Source organism: Streptomyces sp. CNS606 (assembly GCF_000426325.1).
Genome location: NZ_KE384522.1, coordinates 391090 through 410307, shown reverse-complemented (window position 1 = coordinate 410307; position 19218 = coordinate 391090). Strand labels below are relative to the sequence as shown.

Sequence of the window (19218 nt, the reverse complement as noted above, 5' to 3'; positions counted from 1 at the left end):
GTCAGGACCTGGTGAAGAGGGTGGGCCTCCAGGAGGGCCTCGATCTGCGTCTCCAGCGCCCGGCGTTGTTCGTGAACTGCGGCGAGGGACTTCGCCAGGGACGGCACGATCACGTCCAGGGTGCCGGTGCCGGTGCCGGTGCCGGGGACGACGACGGTCTGCTCGTCCAGGGCGTGGAAGACGTCGTCGATGAGCCGGGTGGCCATGCGTGGGGCCTTGGGGCGGATGAGCTCGATGAGCTTGCTCCGGCCGGCTTTGCGCAGAGCCTGTGGGGAGCCGTAGCGCTCCAGGATCCAGGTGATGGCGGGGTGGTCCAGGCGGGGGCCGAGGACGCGTTCCAGCGACGGGTGGAACTGGGTGAGCAGGCCGCGGATGCGGTTGGAGGTGCGGGTGGCCTCGGCGGCCAGGTCCTGGTCGAAGCCGACCAGGAGGGTCAGCTCGGCCGTGGTCTCATCCCCCGCGTCCAGCGTGCGCAGGGTGTGGGGCATGGTGCGGGCGGCGTCGGCGATGACGGCGGCGTCCTTGGCGTCGGTCTTGGCCTCGCCGGGGTAGAGGTCGGCGATCCGGCGCATGGCCAGGCCGGGCAGGTAGGCGACCTGGCAGCCCGCGTACCGGGCCACGGTCAGGGGCAGGGCGCCGATGGAGGCGGGCTGGTCCACGATCACCAGGACGCTGCCGAACTTGGCCGTGAGCTTGTCGAGGACGGCCCGCAGTTTCGGTTCGCTATTCGGCAGGGGCTTGTCGAAGACCTTCTTCCCGGACGGGGTCAGGCCGTGGCCGTGATGGGCGGTCTTGCCCACGTCCAGGCCGAGGAAGACGCCCACTTCGTCGATGCTGGTCACCGTGCCCCCACATGTCGTCGATGGCATGCCGGCCTCGGGCTTCGGGGGCCGCACGCGCGCATCCACGTTATGCAGACCTATCGTCCGCAGACGACCTGGTGTTGCACCAGGTCAGGCGACGGCCGGTCCTCTTATCAGCGTCTCCGACGGCACCCCTCGGGCCCGGTGACACCACCCCCCAGGTCATATGAGCGACAGGGGGCAACAGTCATGCCGGGCCCGGAGGCCAACGGTCCCGTTGCAGGACCGCGAAGAAGATAACGGGGGGTGGCGTGCCGGGCTCAGTGCGGGCGGCCCGCGCCGGCGACGGCGGCGAGCATGCGCACCACGGCGTCGGTCATCGCCTCGCGGCCCTCGCGCAGATACGCGCGGGGGTCGACGCGCTCCGGCTCCGCCGCCAGGGCGGCCCGTACGGCCCCGGTCATGGCGATGTTGAGGGCGGTGCCGATGTTGACCTTGGCGATGCCGCCGGCGACCGCCCGGGCGAGCTCGGCGTCGGGCACGCCGGACGAGCCGTGCAGCACCAGCGGCACGTCGAGCGCCCGGTGCAGGGCGCCGAGCAGATCGTGGTCGAGCCGGGCGTCGCGGGTGGTCATGGCGTGCGAGCTGCCGACGGCGACGGCGAGCGCGTCCACGCCGGTGGCCTCGGTGAACCGGCGGGCCTCGTCCGGATCGGTACGCGCGCCCGGCGCGTGCGCGTCGAGCGGGCCGCGGCCGTCCTTGCCGCCGACCTCGCCGAGTTCGGCCTCCAGCCACAGGCCGTGCGCGTGCGCCCACGCGGCGGCCTCCCGGGTGGCGGCGACGTTCTGCTCGTACGGCAGGTGCGCGGCGTCGAACATGACCGACCCGAAGCCGCAGCCGGGCGCCTGCTCCAGCAGCGCGCGGTCCTTGACGTGGTCCAGGTGCAGTGCGAGCGGCGCCGTGCCCTGCCGGGCGCACTCCGCGGCGGCCGCCGCCAGCGGCCCGGGCCGGCCGCCGTGGAAACGCACGGCGTTCTCGCTGATCTGGAGGATCACCGGCAGGCCCGCGCGCTCGGCGCCGGCGACCACGGCCTCCACGTGCTCCAGCGTGATGACGTTGAAGGCGGCCACGGCCGCGCTGCGGGCGGCCGCCTCGGCGACCAGCGCTCCGGTGGGGACGAGGGGCACGGCGCTCAGCCGTCGGCGAGGATCACGGAGCGGGACAGATTGCGGGGCCGGTCCGGGTCCAGCCCGCGCTCCGCGGCGACCGCGGCGGCCAGCCGGTGCACGGAGACCAGCGAGGCCAGCGGGTCCAGCGTGTTCTCGATCCAGCGTGCGCCGGTCGCCGCGACCTGCTCGGGGAGCCCGGCGGGCGCCGGTCCGAACATCCAGGTGACGGTGGACCGGTCGGCGATGCTGATCGGTCCGTGCCGGTACTCCATGGCGGGATAGGACTCGGTCCAGGACCGGGTCGCCTCGCGCATCTTCAGCGCGGCCTCGTGGGCGAGCCCCACCGTCCAGCCGCTGCCGAGGAAGGTGAACTGCGAGGCTTGGGCGAGGCCTTCGGGGAGCGGCTCGGCCAGGGCCCGCCGGGCGTCCCGCTCCACTCCCGCGTCGTGCAGGCCGAGGCCCGCGCGCAGGAAGGTCAGCGCGCTGGTCGCGAACCGGGTCTGCACCACCGAGCGTTCGTCTGCGAAGTCCAGCACGGCGAGCGCGTCGGCGGCGGAGGCCACCGGGGTGCGCGGGTCGGCCGTGACGGCAAGCGTGCGCACCGCGCCGCGGAGTTCGGCGAGCAGGTCGAGCACCTCGGTGGTGGTGCCGGACCGGGTCAGGGCGACCACCTGGTCGTAGCGGCGGCCGCGCGGGAACTCGGAGGCCGCGAAGGCGTCGGTCTCCCCGAGCCCGTGGGACTCGCGCAGCGCTGCGTACGCCTGGGCCATGAACAGGGAGGTGCCGCAGCCGACCACGGCGACCCGCTCGCCGTTCACGGGAAGCAGGTCGCCGCGGGCCGCGGCCAGTGCGGCGGCACGGTCCCAGCACTCGGGCTGGTCGGCCGTCTCCGCTTCGAGGTGCGTCACGGACCCTCCTCGGCGTGAATCGTTTGACGTTTTCTGAGTGTTCCGCAGGCCATTCAAGCATATACGCGCACGGCGCCCCGATCGTGGCCGTGGGGCGCCGTGCGTGCCGTGGTGCCTGCGGGTCAGCCGCCGGACGGCTTGGCGGAGTCGGTTCCCGGATGCGGGGTCTTCCACTCGCCGCGGGTGAAGTCCGGGAAGGGGACCGTCGCGCCGTCGTGGCGCACCGAGTGGATGCTGAGCGCGAAGGGCGCGTTCCAGGCTGCGGCGTCGTAGACGTCCATGTCCGGCGCGAGGCCGAGCCGCATCGTCTGCGCGAGGCGGTACAGCATGAGGTAGTCCATGCCGCCGTGGCCTCCCGGCCCCGGTCCGACGTCCTTCCACAGCCAGTGGTCGTACTCGGCGTACCGTCCGAAGTCCTGCCACTCGTGGCCGCTCGCGTCGGGCTCCAGGTAGATGCGCTCCGGGTAGTCCTCGAAGGCGCCGCGGGTGCCTGCCAGGTAGTTGAGCCGGCTGTACGGGTGCGGGTTGGAGACGCCGTGCACGAGGTGGATCACCCGGCCGCGCTCGGTCTGCAGCAGGCTCATCGTCACGTCGCCGTTGACGTAGCGCTCGTCCCACTTCGGGTCGTCGCGCGGCACGTGCCGGTCGCGGTAGTCGGCCAGCCCCAGGGCGGGGGTGCTCATGGACGTCATGCGCACCAGCCGGTCGCCCCGGTTGATGTCCATGTAGGCGGCCACCGGTCCGAGCCCGTGCGTGGGGTAGAGGTCGCCGTCCCGCCGGGTGTGCCAGGCGCGGCGCCACTCGTCCTCGTAGTACGTGTCGGAGAACAGCAGTTCGCGCAGGTCGTGCAGGTAGGCGCCGGAGCCGTGCAGGAGTTCGCCGAACAGTCCCTCGTGCGCCATGCGCAGCACGCGCAGCTCGTTCTGCCCGTAGCAGCAGTTCTCGAGCTGGATGCAGTGCCGCCGGGTCTCCTCAGAGGTGTCCACCAGCCGCCACAGGTCGCGGATGCTGGTGGCGATCGGGCACTCCACGCCCACGTGCTTGCCGGCCCGCATCGCGGTGAGGGCCATCTCGGTGTGCCACTCCCAGGGCGTGACGACGTAGACGAAGTCGAGCTTCCGGTAGGCGCAGAGCTTCTCGTACGCGTCCTCGCCGGTCGTGAACGTGGCCGGTTCGGGCTGTCCGGCGTCGGTGACCGTCTTCACGGCCTCGGCGACCTTCTCCCGGTCCACGTCGCACAGCGCGGTGACCCGGACGCCCTCCAGCGCGAGGAACAGCGGGAGCATGGCCGCACCGCGGTTGCCCAGCCCGATGATGCCGACGCGCACCGTGCGGTGCCGGTCGAACGGCACGCCCATCATCGACCGGCCGCGCCGCTTCGGCCAGGTGCTCTCGTCGGCTCCGGGAATCCGCGGCCCCGTACGGTCGGCGGCCGCGGCGGTGCCGCCGCTCGCGCCGACCGCGGCCATTCCGGCTCCGGCGAGTGCCCCGGCGCGCAGCGCCGTTCTGCGGGACAGCCCGCCGACGTCTTCGGGTCCGGACATGCGAAGCCTCCTGACACGCGGCAAGGGTGCGATCGCGCAGCAGTTTCCGCCCGAATCTGCTCACAGGTCAAGGGTTGCGCGCGTTTTCGCGCAGCTACGTGCAACGCGTGCGGGTGGTGTGCGCGTGCGGGCCCGGAGGCAAGCGGAAGCCCCCCGGCCCTGCGGGGCCGGGGGGCTCGGGACGCCGTCCGCGGTCGGCCTGGCGGCGGACGGCGGCGGACGGCCTGTGAGGGCGGCTTCAGGCGGCCAGGGCCGCCTTCACCTGGGCGAGCGAGGGGTTGGTCATGGTCGTCTCGGTGCCCTCGGGCCCGACGACGAGGACCGTGGGCACCGTCTGGTTGCCGTCGTTGGCCTTCTCCACGAATGCCGCCGACGCGGGGTCCTGCTCGATGTTGATCTCGGTGTAGGCGATGCCCTCGCGCTCCATCTGGCTCTTCAGGCGGCGGCAGTAGCCGCACCAGGTGGTGCTGTACATCGTCACGGTTCCCATCATGGGCGCGGAATCTCCTTCGTGTGCGGACGGTGCCTGCGGCGCGGGCGCCGAGCGCAGGGCCGGGGCGCCGCGAGGGGAACGTCCGGGGGAGACCCGGACATTCCCGTCAGCGGCGGCGCTTCCCGGCGGCGTTCGTCACACCGCAGAGTCGGGGCTGTGGACAACGTACCGAGAGGCGGCGGCGAAGCTGGCAGCATGGGCGGGGTGAGTAGTGCAGCAAGCGACGCCACCCTCTTCCCCGCCGGCTCCGGGGCCTCCGCGCCCGACACCTCCGCGAGCGCGCCGCCCCCGGTCCCGGCGCCCGCCGCCCCGCGCCCGGAGCACGTCGAGCCGCCGCGGGACGCCGACGCCGTGCTGGAAGGGCTCGACCCGGAGCAGCGCGAGGTGGCGACGGCGCTGCACGGCCCGGTGTGCGTGCTGGCGGGCGCGGGGACGGGCAAGACCCGGGCGATCACGCACCGGATCGCGTACGGCGTGCGCGCCGGCGTCCTGCCCCCGGCCGGCGTCCTCGCGGTCACCTTCACCCAGCGCGCGGCCGGCGAGATGCGCGGCAGGCTGCGCCAGCTCGGCGCCACCGGCGTCCAGGCCCGCACGTTCCACTCGGCGGCGCTGCGCCAGCTCCAGTACTTCTGGCCGCGCGCGGTCGGCGGCGAACTGCCGCAGCTGCTGGAGCGGAAGATCCAGCTGGTGGCCGACGCCGCCGCCCGCTGCCGCATCCGGCTGGACCGCAACGAACTGCGGGACGTCACCGGAGAGATCGAGTGGTCGAAGGTGACGCGCACCGTTCCGGAGGACTACCCCGCGATGATCGCGAAGTCCGGTCGTGAGGCGCCGCGCGACCCGGCCGAGGTCGCCCGGGTCTTCGCGCTCTACGAACAGCTCAAGCGCGACCGCTCGGTGATCGACTTCGAGGACGTGCTGCTGCTGACCGTCGGCGTGCTCCAGGACCGGCCCGACATCGCCGAGACCGTCCGCGCCCAGTACCAGCACTTCGTGGTCGACGAGTACCAGGACGTGAGCCCGCTCCAGCAGCGGCTGCTCGAACTGTGGGTCGGCGACCGGGAGAGCCTGTGCGTCGTCGGCGACGCCAGCCAGACGATCTACTCCTTCACCGGCGCCACCCCCGACCACCTGCTCGACTTCCGTACCCGCCACCCGAACGCCACCGTGGTGAAACTTGTCCGGGACTACCGCTCCACCCCGCAGGTCGTCCACCTGGCCAACGGCCTGCTGGCGCAGGCCCGCGGCCGCGCCGCGGACCACCGGCTGGAGCTGGTCTCCCAGCGCGAGGCCGGCCCCGATCCGGTCTACACGGAGTACGCCGACGAGCCCGCCGAGGCGGAGGGCACCGCCCGGCGCATCCGGGAGCTGATCGACGCCGGGGTCAACGCCGGCGGCATCGCCGTCCTCTACCGCATCAACGCCCAGTCCGAGGTCTATGAGCAGGCTCTCGCGGACGTCGGCGTGCCCTACCAGCTGCGTGGCGCCGAGCGCTTCTTCGAACGCCCCGAGGTGCGCGAAGCCGGCGTCGCCCTGCGCGGCGCCGCCCGCGCGGCGGGCAACGACCCGCTGCTGGAGGACGCGGTCGACGTGCCGTCCCAGGTGCGTGCCGTGCTCACCTCCCGCGGCTGGACGAGCGAACCTCCGGCCGGCTCCGGCGCGGTGCGCGACCGCTGGGAGTCGCTGGCCGCCCTGGTGCGCCTCGCCGAGGACTTCGCCCGCGCCCGTCCGCAGAGCACCCTCGCCGACCTGGTCGCCGAGATCGACGAGCGCGCCAACGCCCAGCACGCCCCCACGGTCGAGGGCGTCACCCTCGCCTCGCTGCACTCGGCCAAGGGCCTGGAGTGGGACGCGGTCTTCCTCGTCGGGCTCACCGAGGGCATGGTGCCGATCACCTACGCCAAGACCGACGCGCAGGTCGAGGAGGAGCGGCGGCTGCTCTACGTCGGCGTGACCCGGGCCCGCCGCCACCTGTCCCTCTCCTGGGCGCTGTCCCGCTCGCCCGGGGGCCGGGCGAGCCGGCGCCCCAGCCGTTTCCTGGCGGGGCTGAGGCCCGGCTCCTCCGCCACGGGGACCCGTACGGCCGGTGGCGCGGGCGGCGTGGAACGCGGCGCGGGCCGGTCCCGCCGGCGCCGAGGGCCGGTGCGCTGCCGGGTCTGCGGCCGCACGCTCACCGACCCCGGCGAGGTGAAGCTGATGCGCTGCGAGGGCTGCCCCTCCGACCTGGACGAGGAGCTGTACGAGCGGCTGCGCGACTGGCGTTCGGACCAGGCGAAGCAGCTCGGCCAGCCGGCCTACTGCGTCTTCACCGACAAGACGCTGATGGCCATCGCCGAAGCCGTGCCGGACGACGAGGCCGCGCTGGCGACGATCTCCGGCGTGGGCACCCGCAAGCTCCAGCGTTTCGGGGCCGACGTGCTCGCCCTCTGCGCCGGCGCGGAACTCCCCGGGAGTGGCGAGGAACACACAGGCGACGGCACGGCGAATGAAGAAGTCGAACGATAAACCACACCCCGTGCTTTCCTGCGCGTGAGTAGCGGCCGGGCGACAATGCGTACCGGATTCGGGCTGGGCGGAATCGCCTTGTGGGAATCCCCTGCTGGTTCTGTGAAATTCCCCGGCGCGCGGAACCTCCGGCCCCGGGGAGCGGTAGAGGGCGGCCCCGTCGGCCGGGCCGCTCCACTGCCGGTCAGAGGCTCCTGTTCATTTCCGCGGCGCCGTGAGTACACTCCTCCGCCATGCGTACTACCCCCCACACCAGTACACACCGAGGGCGGCGGAACCGTCCGATATTCATGGAAAGTTCTGGACGTCGTAGAACATTCCTCCGGTACGCCGCATTCACGCTGGGATGCTCCTGTGCCGGCTATCTCCTCTTCGTCGGCGTGCTGTTCGGCGGAATGCAGGATTCCGTAGGGAACCACCCACCGCGCACGGACCGGCCGCTGCCCAGCGCCCCCGCCATGCACGAGTCCGAGGCGCCTTCGGGGACCCCCACACCCGAGGGCGCTCCGGATTCCCGCCCGGCGGACCCGGTACCGGACGCTCCGCCCTCGCCCTCGGCGCCCTCGGCTCCGGCCGGCGTCCCCGACCCTGCGGGCGGGTGAGCCCACGACACGCGCTGCGCCGGCCGCCACGCGGTCACTGGATCCTGCTGCTGCTCGTCCTCCCGGTGATCGCCGCCGCCCTGCTCTTCGAAGGCTGGTCCACCCACGAGATCGACGCGGCACGGACGAAGGAGCCGTGCACCAGCCCGATACCCGAGGCCGCCGACGACGGTGACCCGGTGCTGCGCCTCACCGACGGCCGGATCGAGACGGCTGCCATGCAGCCCCGCACCGCCGCGCTCACCTTCGACGGCGGTCCCGACCCGGTCTGGACGCCGCGCATCCTGGAGCTGCTGCGCCGGCACGACGCGCACGCCACCTTCTTCGTCACCGGCGCGCAGGCGGCCCGGAATCCGGCACTGATGCGGCGGATCGTCGCGGAAGGGCACGAAGTCGGGTCCTACACCTACACCGGCGGCGCCCTGGGCAAGGCCTCCGACCTGCGGTTCCGCATGGAGTTGTCGCTGACCCAGACGGCGCTGGCCGGTTCGGCCGGCGTGCGGACCCGGCTCCTGCGCCTGCCGCACACGACGGCCGCCGACACGATGTGCGGACCCGAATGGTCGGCCGCCCGGCGCGCCGCGGAGAGGGGGTACCTGCTGGTCGCCGCCGACCGCTCGTCGCGCAAGGCGAGGAAGGGGGTCGTGCGGCAGTACAGCCACACCGGCCTGGGCCACCGCGAGGTGCGCGCCCTGCTGCGCAATCCGCGGATCGACGACTTCCCCACCGTCTCGGCCGGACTCGGCACGCCCACGTTCACCACTCCCGCGAGCGGTCTCCAACGGATCGAGGGCGAGGGCCTGATGTGGATGCAGGCCGCCGGCGGCGCCTTCACCCGCCTGACGGCCTGGGCCCTGGGCGTCGCCGGTGCCCTGGGCGTGCTGCGCCTGCTGCTGCTCCTCCTCTTCGCCCGCGCCCACGTGCGCCGCCGGTACCGCGACCCCGCTCGCGCGCACGGCCCGGGTGGGGTGACCGCGCCGGTCACGGTGCTGGTGCCCGCGCACAACGAGCAGGCGGGGATCGCGTCCACCGTGTACTCGCTCCTCGACTCCACCCACCCGCGACTGGAGATCGTCGTCGTCGACGACGGGTCGACGGACGACACCGCGGCGCTCGTCGAGCGGATCGACGACCCGCGCGTCACCCTGGTCCGGCAGCCCAACCGCGGCAAGCCCGGCGCCCTCAACACCGGTCTCGCGCACGCCCGGTACGACATCGTGGTGATGGTCGACGCGGACACCGTCTTCGAACCGGAGGCGCTGCACCGGCTCGTCCAGCCGCTCGCCGACCCCCGGGTCGGCGCGGTCAGCGGCAACACCAAGGTGGGCAACCGGCGCCGGCTGCTCGGCCGGTGGCAGCATCTCGAGTACGTCGTCGGCTTCAATCTCGACCGGCGCATGTTCGAAGTCCTCCAGTGCATGCCGACTGTGCCGGGCGCCATCGGCGCGTTCCGCAGGGAGGCGCTGGCGCACGCCGGCGGGGTCAGCGACGACACGCTCGCCGAGGACACCGACCTGACGATGTCGATGGGGCGGGCCGGCTGGCGGATCGTGTACGAGGAGTCGGCCGTGGCGTGGACCGAGGTGCCCACGTCGCTCCGCCAGTTGTGGCGGCAGCGCTACCGGTGGTGCTACGGCACGCTCCAGGCGATGTGGAAGCACCGCCGTTCCCTGGGGGAACGGGGCGCGGCCGGCCGGTTCGGGCGTCGCGGCCTGAGCTACCTGATGCTGTTCCAGGTGCTCCTGCCGCTCTTCGCCCCGGTGGTCGACGTCTTCGCGCTCTACGGGGTGTGCATCGCCGACCGGGGGACGGCCGTCGCCGTCTGGCTGGGCTTCCTCGGCGTCCAGATGGTCACCGCCGCGTACGCGCTGCGCCTCGACCGGGAACGGCTCCGCGCGCTGTGGACGCTGCCGCTCCAGCTCTTCGTCTACCGCCAGCTGCTGTACCTGGTGGTGATCCAGTCCGTGATGACCGCACTCGCCGGCAGCCGGCTGAAGTGGCAGCGCCTGCGCCGCGCGGGCACCGCCGACCCCTACCTGGAGGCGGAGGACACGCTTCCGCAGCCGATGCCGGTACTGAAGGTCCCCGAGGGAGCCGAGCGATGACGAACCCGCCCCCGCAGGGCCACGACGAGCCCTTCGAGCAGCCCCGGCCCCGCGGCGTGTCCGCGGCGCTGCGCGGCACGGCGTACCGCTACGGCCCGCGCAGCAGGCACGCGCGTCGCCGCACCGGTCTGCGCCGGCTGCGGCGGGCGTGCGTCATGCTCCTGGTGACCGTGCTCGCCGCCGGCCTCGGCGGCTACGCGTGGGCCGACCACCGGCTGGACCGGGCGGTCGACCTCGGCGCGTACGGCCCGCGGCCTCCGGCGGGAAAGGGCACCACCTACCTGATCGTGGGTTCCGACAGCCGCGGCGGGCTGTCCGCGCAGGAGCGGGCCGACCTGTCCGCCGGCGGGGGCGGAGGCCGCCGCGCGGACGTGATGATCCTGCTGCACACCGGGTCCGCCGGCACCACCATGGTCAGCCTGCCGCGGGACTCCTGGGTCACCGTCCCGGCGCACACCCGGCCCGAGACCGGCAAACACGTACCGGCGGGCGGGGACAAGCTCAACGCGGCGTTCTCGCACGGGGGACCGGAACTCCTGCTGCGCACCGTCGAGCACAACACCGGGCTGCGCGTGGACCACTACGCGGAGACCGGCTTCGGGGGATTCGTGGACGTGGTCGACTCCCTGGGCGGGGTCCGGATGTGCCTGCGCCGCGACATCCGGGACGAGAAGTCGGGTGCCGACCTGCGGAAGGGCTGCCAGGACCTGGACGGCGCCGACGCCCTCGCCTTCGTGCGCCAGCGGCACCAGGAGTCGCGCGGCGACCTGGGGCGCACCCGGAACCAGCAGCGGCTTCTCAGCGCCCTGGCCCACCAGGCCGCCAGGCCCGACTCGCTGCTGGACCCCGCCGAGTCCTACGGGGCGCTGAGCGCCGGACTGGACGCGCTCGTCGTCGACCGAGGGATGAGCCTGCGGGACCTGGCGGCGATGGCGCGCGCGGTGCGGGACGTGGCGGGCGGCGACGGCCGCCGCATGAACGTGCCCGTGTCGGGCGTCGGCGTGCCCACGTCCAAGGGCAGTGCCGTGACCTGGGACCGGTCCGAGGCGGGCAGGCTCTTCCGCCTGCTGAGGCAGGACCGGGCGGTGCCGGCGGACCTGCCGCCCGGGTGACCCGGTGGACGGCCCGGGAATCCGGCCCGCCGGTCCGTCACAGAAGCTGTTACAGAAGAAGCCGGAAAATAGTTTGCGCAGCCGCAGTGCGGCCTCATAGCCTTCCAGACGTGGACAGGGCGGGGGCTTCTCGCTCCACCCCGTTCATGCTGTACTGAACCCTGAACATCTTCGGATCAGCTCCGGCCCGTGGGCCGGACGCCCGGTCCCCGAGACGCCGAGAGGAGGCGAGCCCAGTGATCAGCTTCATCAACACCACGACGACGACCGACCGCTCGGCCGTCTCCACGTGCCTGCTCGGCTCCCGCCTGCGCGGCACCGGTCTGTCCGGCGCCCCCGTCTCCGCCGTCGCCCCGTTCGGTCCGGGCGTCGTCGAGATCGCCGGCGGCAACGAGCGGCTCGGCGCCGAGCGACCGACCAAGGCACCCGCGGTGGCAGCAGAGGCACAGGCAGCGGCCTATGCCCTCGGCTTCGCGGCCAACGGTGCCGGCGTGGGTCGCCAGAAGAAGCAGCACCTGATGTGGGCCTTCCGTGGCCACGAACCCTGGAGAGATCCAGCCTGATCGGCAGTGATCAGGTCGGCACCTTCCAGGGCCGCGGAACCCTCACCGGGATCCGCGGCCCTTCTGTTTGCCCCAGCCGCCCGGCCACCAGCCGGGCCGAACAGACAACAGACACCACCGACGAGGAAGACACCGACAGTGCATCTCGAAGCGCACGCGCCGTCACCGACCACCGACCTGATCCCGCCCGGCTCCACGGAGGACTCCTTGACCGCCCCGCTCATCACCCTCACCGAGCTCGACGACGCCATCGACAGGCTCGGCGTCGCCGTCCCCTGCCGCTCCTACGACCCGGAGGTCTTCTTCGCCGAGGCCCCCGCGGACGTCGAGTACGCCAAGTCGCTCTGCCAGACCTGCCCGCTGCGCGAGGCCTGCCTGGCCGGCGCCAAGGACCGGCGCGAGCCCTGGGGCGTCTGGGGCGGCGAGCTGTTCGTCCAGGGCGTCGTCGTTCCCCGCAAGCGGCCGCGTGGCCGTCCGCGGAAGAACCCGGTCGTGGCATGAACGTCCAGGGAACGCTCAATCACCCGTCGACGCGCGATCCGCAGCTGCGTCACCTTCCGAAGCAGGACCTCACGATGAACGACTCCCCCCACCGCGCATTCCGCCGGCCCGAGGCCGGTACCCCGCACTCTTCGCAGAACAGGACCCGACAGATGCAACTCATGCCAGAATCCCTGGCTCGTGCCCAACTCCAGTCACGCCTCTACGAGGCCGAATCCGAACAGACGGCGCTGCGGGTCGTCCGCGCCCGACGCCTTCAGCGCCGTGCCGAGCGTGTCTCGCTGCGGGCCCGCCGGGCCGTCGCGATGGCGGTCATGCAGTGACCCGGGCCGTCGCGGGCTGAACCCCGCCGTCACGGGGCGACCTCCACCGTGATGCGGTCACTTCCGAGCCGAGGGGCCGGGGCGTCCACGCCCCGGCCCCTCGGCGTGCCGGGCTGAGCCGGTCACGCACCCGGGGCCGTGTCGTCGAGGGGTGCCCCGGTCTCCTCCGGCGGCGTCGGGTCGAAGCCCGGCACCCAGTCGGCCATCTCGTCCCGCAGCGCCACCGTGGCGCCCAGCTGGCACAGCACCCCGATCGTGCTGAGCGTGACCCGGTGGATCAGCAGGTACGACGGGGGCAGGTTCAGCTGTTTGCCCAACTGGTGCGCCGGCGAGCGCGGATCGGCGATCCGGGCGGCCTGCTCCCGCATCCAGCCCCGGCTGAAGGTGAACGCCTCCACCCGCGCCGGCTCGATGATCGGCAGCAGGTAGTCCAGCACCGCGTCCGGCTCCAGGTCGACGGAGTCCTTGACGAAGCCTTCCTCCCGCAGCATCGCGTACACCGCGTCCCCGTCGCCGTCCAGAGCGAGGCGCAGCGCGGTGCCGATCGTCGGCGGCAGCCCGTCGGGCAGCCGGTCGACGGTGCCGAAGTCCAGCACTCCCAGCTTCCACTCGGCCGGCGGGCTGTCCGGGTTCTCGCCCGGTATCAGCCGGAAGTTCCCCGGGTGCGGGTCGGCGTGCAGCAGCCCGGTGCGGGCCGTGCCGGAGAACAGGAAGCGTGCGAGAAGCTGCCCCGCCCGGTCGCGTGCCTCCTCCCCGCCCTCGGCGATCACCTCCGACAGCGGCACGCCGGTCATCCACTCGGTCACCAGCACGCAATCGCCCTGGTGCACGACGTCCGGCACCCACACGTCGGGGTCGTCCGCGAACTGCTCGGCGTATCCGCGCTGCGCCTCGGCCTCCAGCGCGTAGTCAAGCTCCTCGGTGACGCGTTCGCGCAGCTCGGTGATCAGCGGCTTCACGTCCATGCCGGGCACCAGCGGGCCGAGCAGCCGGGCGAACCGGCCGAGCTGTGCCAGGTCGGAGATCAGCGCGTCCCCGGCGCCCGGGTACTGCACCTTCACCGCGACCTCGCGGCCGTCGTGCCACACACCCCGGTGCACCTGGCCGATCGAGGCGGCGGCCGAGGGCTTGTCCTCGAACTCCTCGAAGAGCTCACGCCAGTCCTCGCCCAGGCTCTCTGCCAGCACCCCGTGCACCGTGCCGGCGGGCATCGGGGGCGCCGCCTCCTGGAGCTTGGTCAGCGTCGCGCGATAAGGGCCGGCGATCTCCTCGGGAAGCGCCGACTCGAAAACGGAGAGCGCCTGCCCGAACTTCATCGCGCCCCCCTTCAGCTCGCCCAGCACCCGGAACAGCTGCTCCGCGGTGCGCTGTTGCAGTTCGTTGCCGACCAGCTCCGCGGAGTACCCCCCGATCCGCTTGCCGAGGCCCCACGTCGCGCGCCCCGCGAAACCCAGGGGGAGTGCGGCCAGTTTCGCGGTGCGGGTGACCGCCCTGCGGGGAAGATCAGACATGCGCCCCTCCAACTCCCGGACTGTCCAGCCCTACCGGGCCATTGTGGACTGCACCGGGACGCCTGCCGAGGGCGGAGGGTCACCCGGACCGGAAGCCGCCCCGCACGGGCAGTCCGCGTGCGGCGTCAACCGCTCCGTCTCCGCACTCAGATGGGGCAGCACCCAGCGGGTCCGGAAGCCTGCGGCCGGCAGCCCGTCGCCGTCCAGGAAACTCAGTGCGTACGACGCTGTGATCCCCGCCACCACCGTCGCCAGGGCTGCGTCGCAGGCGGGGACGCCCGCCCGCCTGCGGCCCGAGCTGCGCCACTGCGCCAGGACCAGCGGCCACGCCGGCTCCCGCTCCGCCCGCGCACGGTGCAGGCACTCCGCGCACGCCGTCACGCCCGGCAGCACGAGCGGACCGACGAAGCCGGTGCCCTCCAGCACCCCCGCGAAGAGATGCGGAGCGCCGGCCCGCAGATGTGCGGCGGCCGCGGCCGGATCCGGGGCGTAGGCGTCCAGCCCGTCGCGCGGCGCCACGACCACCAGCGCGATGCCGTCGCCGTCACGGGTGGCCCCGGGCGGGGGCCGGCGCGGCCACGGCGCCGCCTCGCACACCACGCGGCGTGCCGCCACGTCCCGCCGCTCACCGATCCGGCCCCTGCCGATCCCGCCGGGCAAGGTGTCCCACGGCTCGACGTCTCCGCCGTCCAGCACCTCCACCCGCCCCACCCCGGCGGCCGACAGCAGGGCCGCCACCGCGGCGCCGACCCGGCCCGCACCGCGCACCCGGACCCGTGCCCGGCGGCGGGCCGCCAGCCGGACCGGCCCGCCGCCCGGCTCGGGGTGCACGGCGGACAGCGACGCCAGGTCCGCCCGCAGCCCGTCCCCCGTCCGCCCGGCCGCCCTCCGGTACGTCTCGGCGTCGTCCAGCAGCCCGGCGGCGGTCAGCCGGGCCACGAGGGTGTCGGCCGCGCCCTGCGGCAGGCCGGCACGCACCGCCTCCTGTCGCAGCAGCTCCATGCTGCGGGTGCCGTCCAGCCGGTCCAGGAACGCCGCCGACGCGTCGTCCACCGGCCCGAGCAGCACCGCGTGCGCGGGAGCCACGCCGTACTGGAGCGTCTGCCGGTCACGCCAGCCCCGGCGCAACGCCGGCTTGATCATGGGATGCATGGGGCCAGGATGCGCGCTGCGCCAAAACGGCGTAGCCGGCTGTCCACAGGCTGTGGCCGATTGTCTGATCACTGGCCGCCTACGGCCCGTCCACGGCCGGGTGACACGCATCGCGGGCCATGTGGAGGGTAACTTCAAGACGTGACCGTCGAGCCGCTGAACAGCACCGGAACCGGCAGGGGCCCGGTCGAGGTGCGCCGGAGCACCCGTCGCCGTCGCACGGTCTCGGCCTACCGGGACGGCGACCGCACCGTGGTGCTCATCCCCGACCGGATGAGCGCGGCGGAGGAGGAACGCTGGATCGGGGTGATGCTGGACCGGCTGGCCGCCCAGGAGAACCGGCGGACGCTCGACGGCAGCGAACTCGCCCGCCGCGCCACCGAACTCTCCGAGCAGTACCTCCAGGGCCGGGCCCGCCCCTCGTCCGTGCGCTGGGTCACCAACCAGCACACCCGGTGGGGCTCGTGCACCCCCGCCGAGGGCAGCATCCGGCTCTCGCACCGGCTTCAGGGCATGCCGTCCTTCGTCGTCGACTACGTGCTGCTGCACGAGCTCGCGCACCTGCTGGTGCCGGGCCACGGGCCGGATTTCTGGCGGCTGTTGGACACCTACCCGCGCACCGAGCGGGCCCGCGGCTTCCTGGAGGGCGTCGCCGCCGCCGGGCGTCTGCCGCACACTCCTTCCGCACAGGGTGAGTGATACGCCGCCTTCACCCGCTAGCCTGGCGCGACGCACCAATCGCCACCGGATGGGGGACGGTCGTTACGTATGTCCAGGCAATTCCAACGCGGCCACAAGGCCAGGATCAGTGATCTGACGGCGGGCACGGACCTGTACGTGGGCGTGCAGATCACCGGACCGGGCCTCGGGTTCGACATCAGCTGCTTCGGTCTCGACGCCCAGGAGAGGCTCGCCGACGACCGCTACTTCGTCTTCTTCAACCAGCCCAAGTCGCCCGAGGAGTCCGTGCAGCTGCTCGGCGCGCAGGCGGGCGACACCGAGTCGTTCCGGGTCACGCTGGACAGGATTCCCGCCCAGATCCAGAAGCTCTCCTTCACCGCGACCGTCGACGGGGCCGGGCAGATGTCCCAGATCGCCCCGGGCTACCTGCGGATCGTCGCAGGAGGCGAGGAGGTCGCCCGCTACGCCTTCGAGGGTTCGGAGTTCACCACCGAACGCGCCGTGATGCTCGGGGACTTCTACCTCAAGGACGTGTGGCGTTTCGCCGCGGTCGGCCAGGGCTTCGACGGCGGACTGGACGCGCTGCTGCGGCACTTCGGCGGCGAGGTGCTGGAGGAGGAGCCCACCGGGACCGGCGCGGCTCCCGGCACCGCGCCGGGCTTCGCGCCTCCGGCCGCCCCGGCGCAGCCCGCGCCCGGCTTCGCGCCGCCTCCGGGGCAGGCCGCCCCGCCGCCCCAGCAGAGCCCACCGGCCCCCGCGCAGGTGCCGGCACCGGCTCCTCCGGCGCAGCCCGGCCCGCCGGGCGGTCCCGGCTGGCAGCCCGGCGAGTCCTTCGCGGCGCCCGCCGCCCCGCCACCGGCCGCCGCGCCGCCCGCCCAGCAGGGCGTACCGGCACCCGCCCCGCCGCCGTTCGGTCAGCATCCCCCGGGTCCGCCCGGGCAGCCCACCGTGCCCGGCCAGGCCATGGGCAACCCGTTCGCCGCGGCCCAGCCGCCCGCCGCAGCCGCCCGGCCGGTGCCGCAGACGCCGCCCTCCGGCCTCGGCACGGCCCTGGAGAAGTACCGCGAGGCCGCCACCGGCCGGCGCTGGACCCTGCAGAACGAGGAACTGGCCCGCGTCGACCTCGGCGTCGACGGACAGCCCGTGCTCGCACGTCAGGGCAGCATGGTGCTGTACCAGGGCAAGGTCGACTTCTCCTACAAGGGCGCCGGTTTCAAGGGCCGCGTCGTCGGCAACGCCACCGGCCAGGAGATGCAGCTGATGCGCTGCACCGGCGGCGGGCAGGTGTTCTTCGCCGAGAGCGCGTCCCACCTGCACCCCATCGAACTCCAGGGCGACGCGATCTGCGTCTCCGCGGAGAACGTGCTCGCCTTCGACGAGTCGCTGCACCACGAGGTGCGGCGCATCGAGGGCCACGGCATCCCCGGCGGCGCGCTGTTCACCATGCAGTTCCAGGGCACCGGCACGGTCGTCGTCAGGACGCAGGGCACGCCCGTGGTGCTGCCCGTCACGCCGACGACCTTCGCCGACGCCGACGCGGTCGTCGCCTGGTCCGCGGGCGCACAGGTGATCGTCTCCAGCCAGGTCCGGCTGCGCCGCCAGGTGTACGGCGGCCAGAGCGGCGAGACCGTCAACCTCCAGTTCCGGGGCGCTCCCGGCAACTTCATCGTCGTCCAGCCGTGCGAGGTCTGAGGGAGCCCGTCATGGATCAGCAACTCGTTTCGGGCCACGCCCCGACCCGCCCCGCCGCACGCATGGAGAACCACGGCCGCAGCATGCTGAAGGTCGCCATGCAGAGCGGGCAGGACCTCCTCGCCCGCACCGGATCGATGATCGCCTACGAGGGCTTCGTCCAGTACGAGCCCAACCCGCCTGCCGTACGCCAGATGGCCTCGCAGTGGCTGACCGGCGAAGGCGCGCCGCTGATGCGCTGCCACGGCGACGGCCTGCTCTACCTCGCCGACTACGGCGCGGACGTCGTCGTGGTCGGCCTGAACGACGACAACCTGTCCGTCAACGGCACCAACCTCCTCGCCTTCGACGCCCACCTGAACTGGGGCGTGCAGCGGGTCAAGGGCATGGCGAAGTTCTCCGGCCAGGGCCTGTTCAACGTCGCGATCTCCGGCACCGGCTGGGTCGCGCTCACCACCCGCGGCACGCCCGTCGTCGTCGACTGCGGCAAGGGCGCCGACGAGACGTACGTCGACCCGGACGCGCTCGTCGCCTGGTCGACGCACCTGAAGATGAAGGGCAAGCGCAGCTTCAAGGCGTCGTCGATGATCGGCCGCGGCAGCGGAGAGGCCTACCAGCTGGGCTTCTCCGGCCAGGGCTTCGTCGTCGTCCAGCCCAGCGAGGACAGCGCCGACCGCCTGCGGGCGCGGGGCTGAGGGGGAGCGAAGAGATCATGCAGAGTCCGCTTTTCGGCTACACCGAGGTCCAGTCCACGGACCGCTACGCGCTCCAGAACCCGCGCCTGCTGCGGGTCGGGCTCACCGGCCACGACGACGTGCTCGCCCGCCAGGGCAGCATGGTCGCCTATCAGGGCATGGTGGAGTTCGAGGGCGAGTACCAGACGCAGGGCCAGCGGCGCGCCCGGCGGCGCACCGGCGAGGGCCTGGACCTGATGCGCGTCTCCGGACAGGGCACGGTGTTCCTCGCGAACCTCGCGCAGTACGTCCACCTCCTCGACGTCGGCCACGAGGGGTTGACCGTCGACAGTCAGTACGTCCTCGCCCTCGACTCCCAGCTGCACTGGGAGGTCGTCTCCGTCGACAGCCAGTACGGGGTGTCCGGCTCCGGCAAGTACAACCTCAACATCACCGGCCAGGGCAAGGTCGCGCTGATGACGTCGGGCCAGCCGCTGCTGCTCACGGTCAGTCCGGACGCCTACGCGAACGCCGACTCCGACGCGGTCGTGGCCTGGTCCTCCTCCCTGCGTGTGCAGATGCAGGCGCAGACCAGCGCTTCCAGCGTGTGGCGGCGCCGCGGCAGCACCGGCGAGGGGTGGGAGCTCAGCTTCATGGGCGAGGGCCACGCGCTGGTGCAGCCCGCCGAGCTGCTGCCGCCGCAGAACGCCCAGATCGGGCAGGGCCTCGGTGCCCAGTTCGGTGTGGGGGCCCAGGGCGCCCGCGGCGCCAACCAGGGCAACATCTGGGGCTGACGCCGCGTGTCCCCGGTCGCCGGGCGCAGCGCGCGCCCGGCGACCGGGGACGGCAGGGGCGTACCGCGCCCGTACGGGCCGGGAGA

At 73.2% G+C, this 19218-nt stretch carries 17 protein-coding genes; 10 read left to right on the top strand and 7 right to left on the bottom strand.

Annotated features, from left to right (window positions below):
- From K304_RS0126500 to K304_RS0126480, 5 genes are all read right to left on the bottom strand, one after another.
- A partial coding sequence (locus tag K304_RS0126500; protein WP_027766171.1) for an IS110 family transposase occupies positions 1-842 on the bottom strand: 842 nt, incomplete at its 3' end.
- A 281-nt stretch (positions 843-1123) separates the two neighbouring features.
- The gene (locus K304_RS0126495) at positions 1124-1990 is read right to left on the bottom strand and encodes a class II fructose-bisphosphate aldolase (protein ID WP_027766170.1); all 867 of its coding nucleotides are present in this window, start codon (positions 1988-1990) and stop codon (positions 1124-1126) included.
- A 5-nt stretch (positions 1991-1995) separates the two neighbouring features.
- Entirely contained in the window at positions 1996-2880 is an 885-nt protein-coding gene (locus K304_RS0126490; RefSeq protein ID WP_027766169.1) for a sugar isomerase, read from the bottom strand.
- 122 nt (positions 2881-3002) lie between these two features.
- Entirely contained in the window at positions 3003-4424 is a 1422-nt protein-coding gene (locus tag K304_RS0126485) for a Gfo/Idh/MocA family oxidoreductase (protein ID WP_027766168.1), read from the bottom strand.
- Positions 4425-4662: 238 nt separating this feature from the next.
- The gene (locus K304_RS0126480; RefSeq protein ID WP_027766167.1) at positions 4663-4917 is read right to left on the bottom strand and encodes a mycoredoxin; all 255 of its coding nucleotides are present in this window, start codon (positions 4915-4917) and stop codon (positions 4663-4665) included.
- A gap of 351 nt (positions 4918-5268) precedes the next feature.
- Between K304_RS0126480 and K304_RS0126475 the strand changes: the two genes are divergently transcribed.
- The 6 genes from K304_RS0126475 to K304_RS0126450 all read left to right on the top strand — a co-directional run bounded on the left by K304_RS0126475 (position 5269) and on the right by K304_RS0126450 (position 12628).
- On the top strand, positions 5269-7422 hold the full coding sequence (locus tag K304_RS0126475; RefSeq protein ID WP_027766166.1) for an ATP-dependent DNA helicase UvrD2: 2154 nt from the start codon (positions 5269-5271) through the stop codon (positions 7420-7422).
- 598 nt (positions 7423-8020) lie between these two features.
- Positions 8021-10129 carry a glycosyltransferase gene (locus K304_RS0126470; protein WP_027766165.1) on the top strand — a complete coding sequence of 703 codons (2109 nt, stop codon included), beginning with the start codon at positions 8021-8023 and terminating at the stop codon, positions 10127-10129.
- On the top strand, positions 10126-11241 hold the full coding sequence (locus K304_RS31520; protein ID WP_078529761.1) for an LCP family protein: 1116 nt from the start codon (positions 10126-10128) through the stop codon (positions 11239-11241). Before K304_RS0126470 ends, K304_RS31520 begins: the two co-directional genes overlap by 4 nt.
- 236 nt (positions 11242-11477) lie before the next feature.
- Positions 11478-11804: a hypothetical protein gene (locus K304_RS0126460; RefSeq protein ID WP_027766164.1), complete on the top strand. Its 327-nt coding sequence runs from the start codon at positions 11478-11480 to the stop codon at positions 11802-11804.
- A 138-nt stretch (positions 11805-11942) separates the two neighbouring features.
- Positions 11943-12305 carry a WhiB family transcriptional regulator gene (locus K304_RS0126455; protein WP_027766163.1) on the top strand — a complete coding sequence of 121 codons (363 nt, stop codon included), beginning with the start codon at positions 11943-11945 and terminating at the stop codon, positions 12303-12305.
- On the top strand, positions 12302-12628 hold the full coding sequence (locus K304_RS0126450) for a hypothetical protein (protein ID WP_027766162.1): 327 nt from the start codon (positions 12302-12304) through the stop codon (positions 12626-12628). Before K304_RS0126455 ends, K304_RS0126450 begins: the two co-directional genes overlap by 4 nt.
- A gap of 122 nt (positions 12629-12750) precedes the next feature.
- Here the strand turns inward: K304_RS0126450 and K304_RS0126445 are convergent, their stop codons facing one another.
- A complete protein-coding gene (locus K304_RS0126445; RefSeq protein WP_027766161.1) occupies positions 12751-14139 on the bottom strand; it encodes an ABC1 kinase family protein in 1389 nt (462 codons plus the stop codon).
- Between the two features lie 30 nt (positions 14140-14169).
- Entirely contained in the window at positions 14170-15291 is a 1122-nt protein-coding gene (locus K304_RS0126440) for a ThiF family adenylyltransferase (RefSeq protein WP_027766160.1), read from the bottom strand.
- Between the two features lie 141 nt (positions 15292-15432).
- Between K304_RS0126440 and K304_RS0126435 the strand changes: the two genes are divergently transcribed.
- The 4 genes from K304_RS0126435 to K304_RS0126420 all read left to right on the top strand — a co-directional run bounded on the left by K304_RS0126435 (position 15433) and on the right by K304_RS0126420 (position 19132).
- Positions 15433-15990, top strand: a complete 558-nt coding sequence (locus K304_RS0126435) for a M48 metallopeptidase family protein (RefSeq protein ID WP_027766159.1) — start codon at positions 15433-15435, stop codon at positions 15988-15990.
- A 69-nt stretch (positions 15991-16059) separates the two neighbouring features.
- Positions 16060-17664: a TerD family protein gene (locus K304_RS0126430; protein WP_027766158.1), complete on the top strand. Its 1605-nt coding sequence runs from the start codon at positions 16060-16062 to the stop codon at positions 17662-17664.
- A gap of 11 nt (positions 17665-17675) precedes the next feature.
- On the top strand, positions 17676-18359 hold the full coding sequence (locus K304_RS0126425) for an AIM24 family protein (RefSeq protein WP_027766157.1): 684 nt from the start codon (positions 17676-17678) through the stop codon (positions 18357-18359).
- A 17-nt stretch (positions 18360-18376) separates the two neighbouring features.
- Positions 18377-19132 carry an AIM24 family protein gene (locus K304_RS0126420; RefSeq protein ID WP_027766156.1) on the top strand — a complete coding sequence of 252 codons (756 nt, stop codon included), beginning with the start codon at positions 18377-18379 and terminating at the stop codon, positions 19130-19132.
- Positions 19133-19218: the final 86 nt, after the last annotated feature.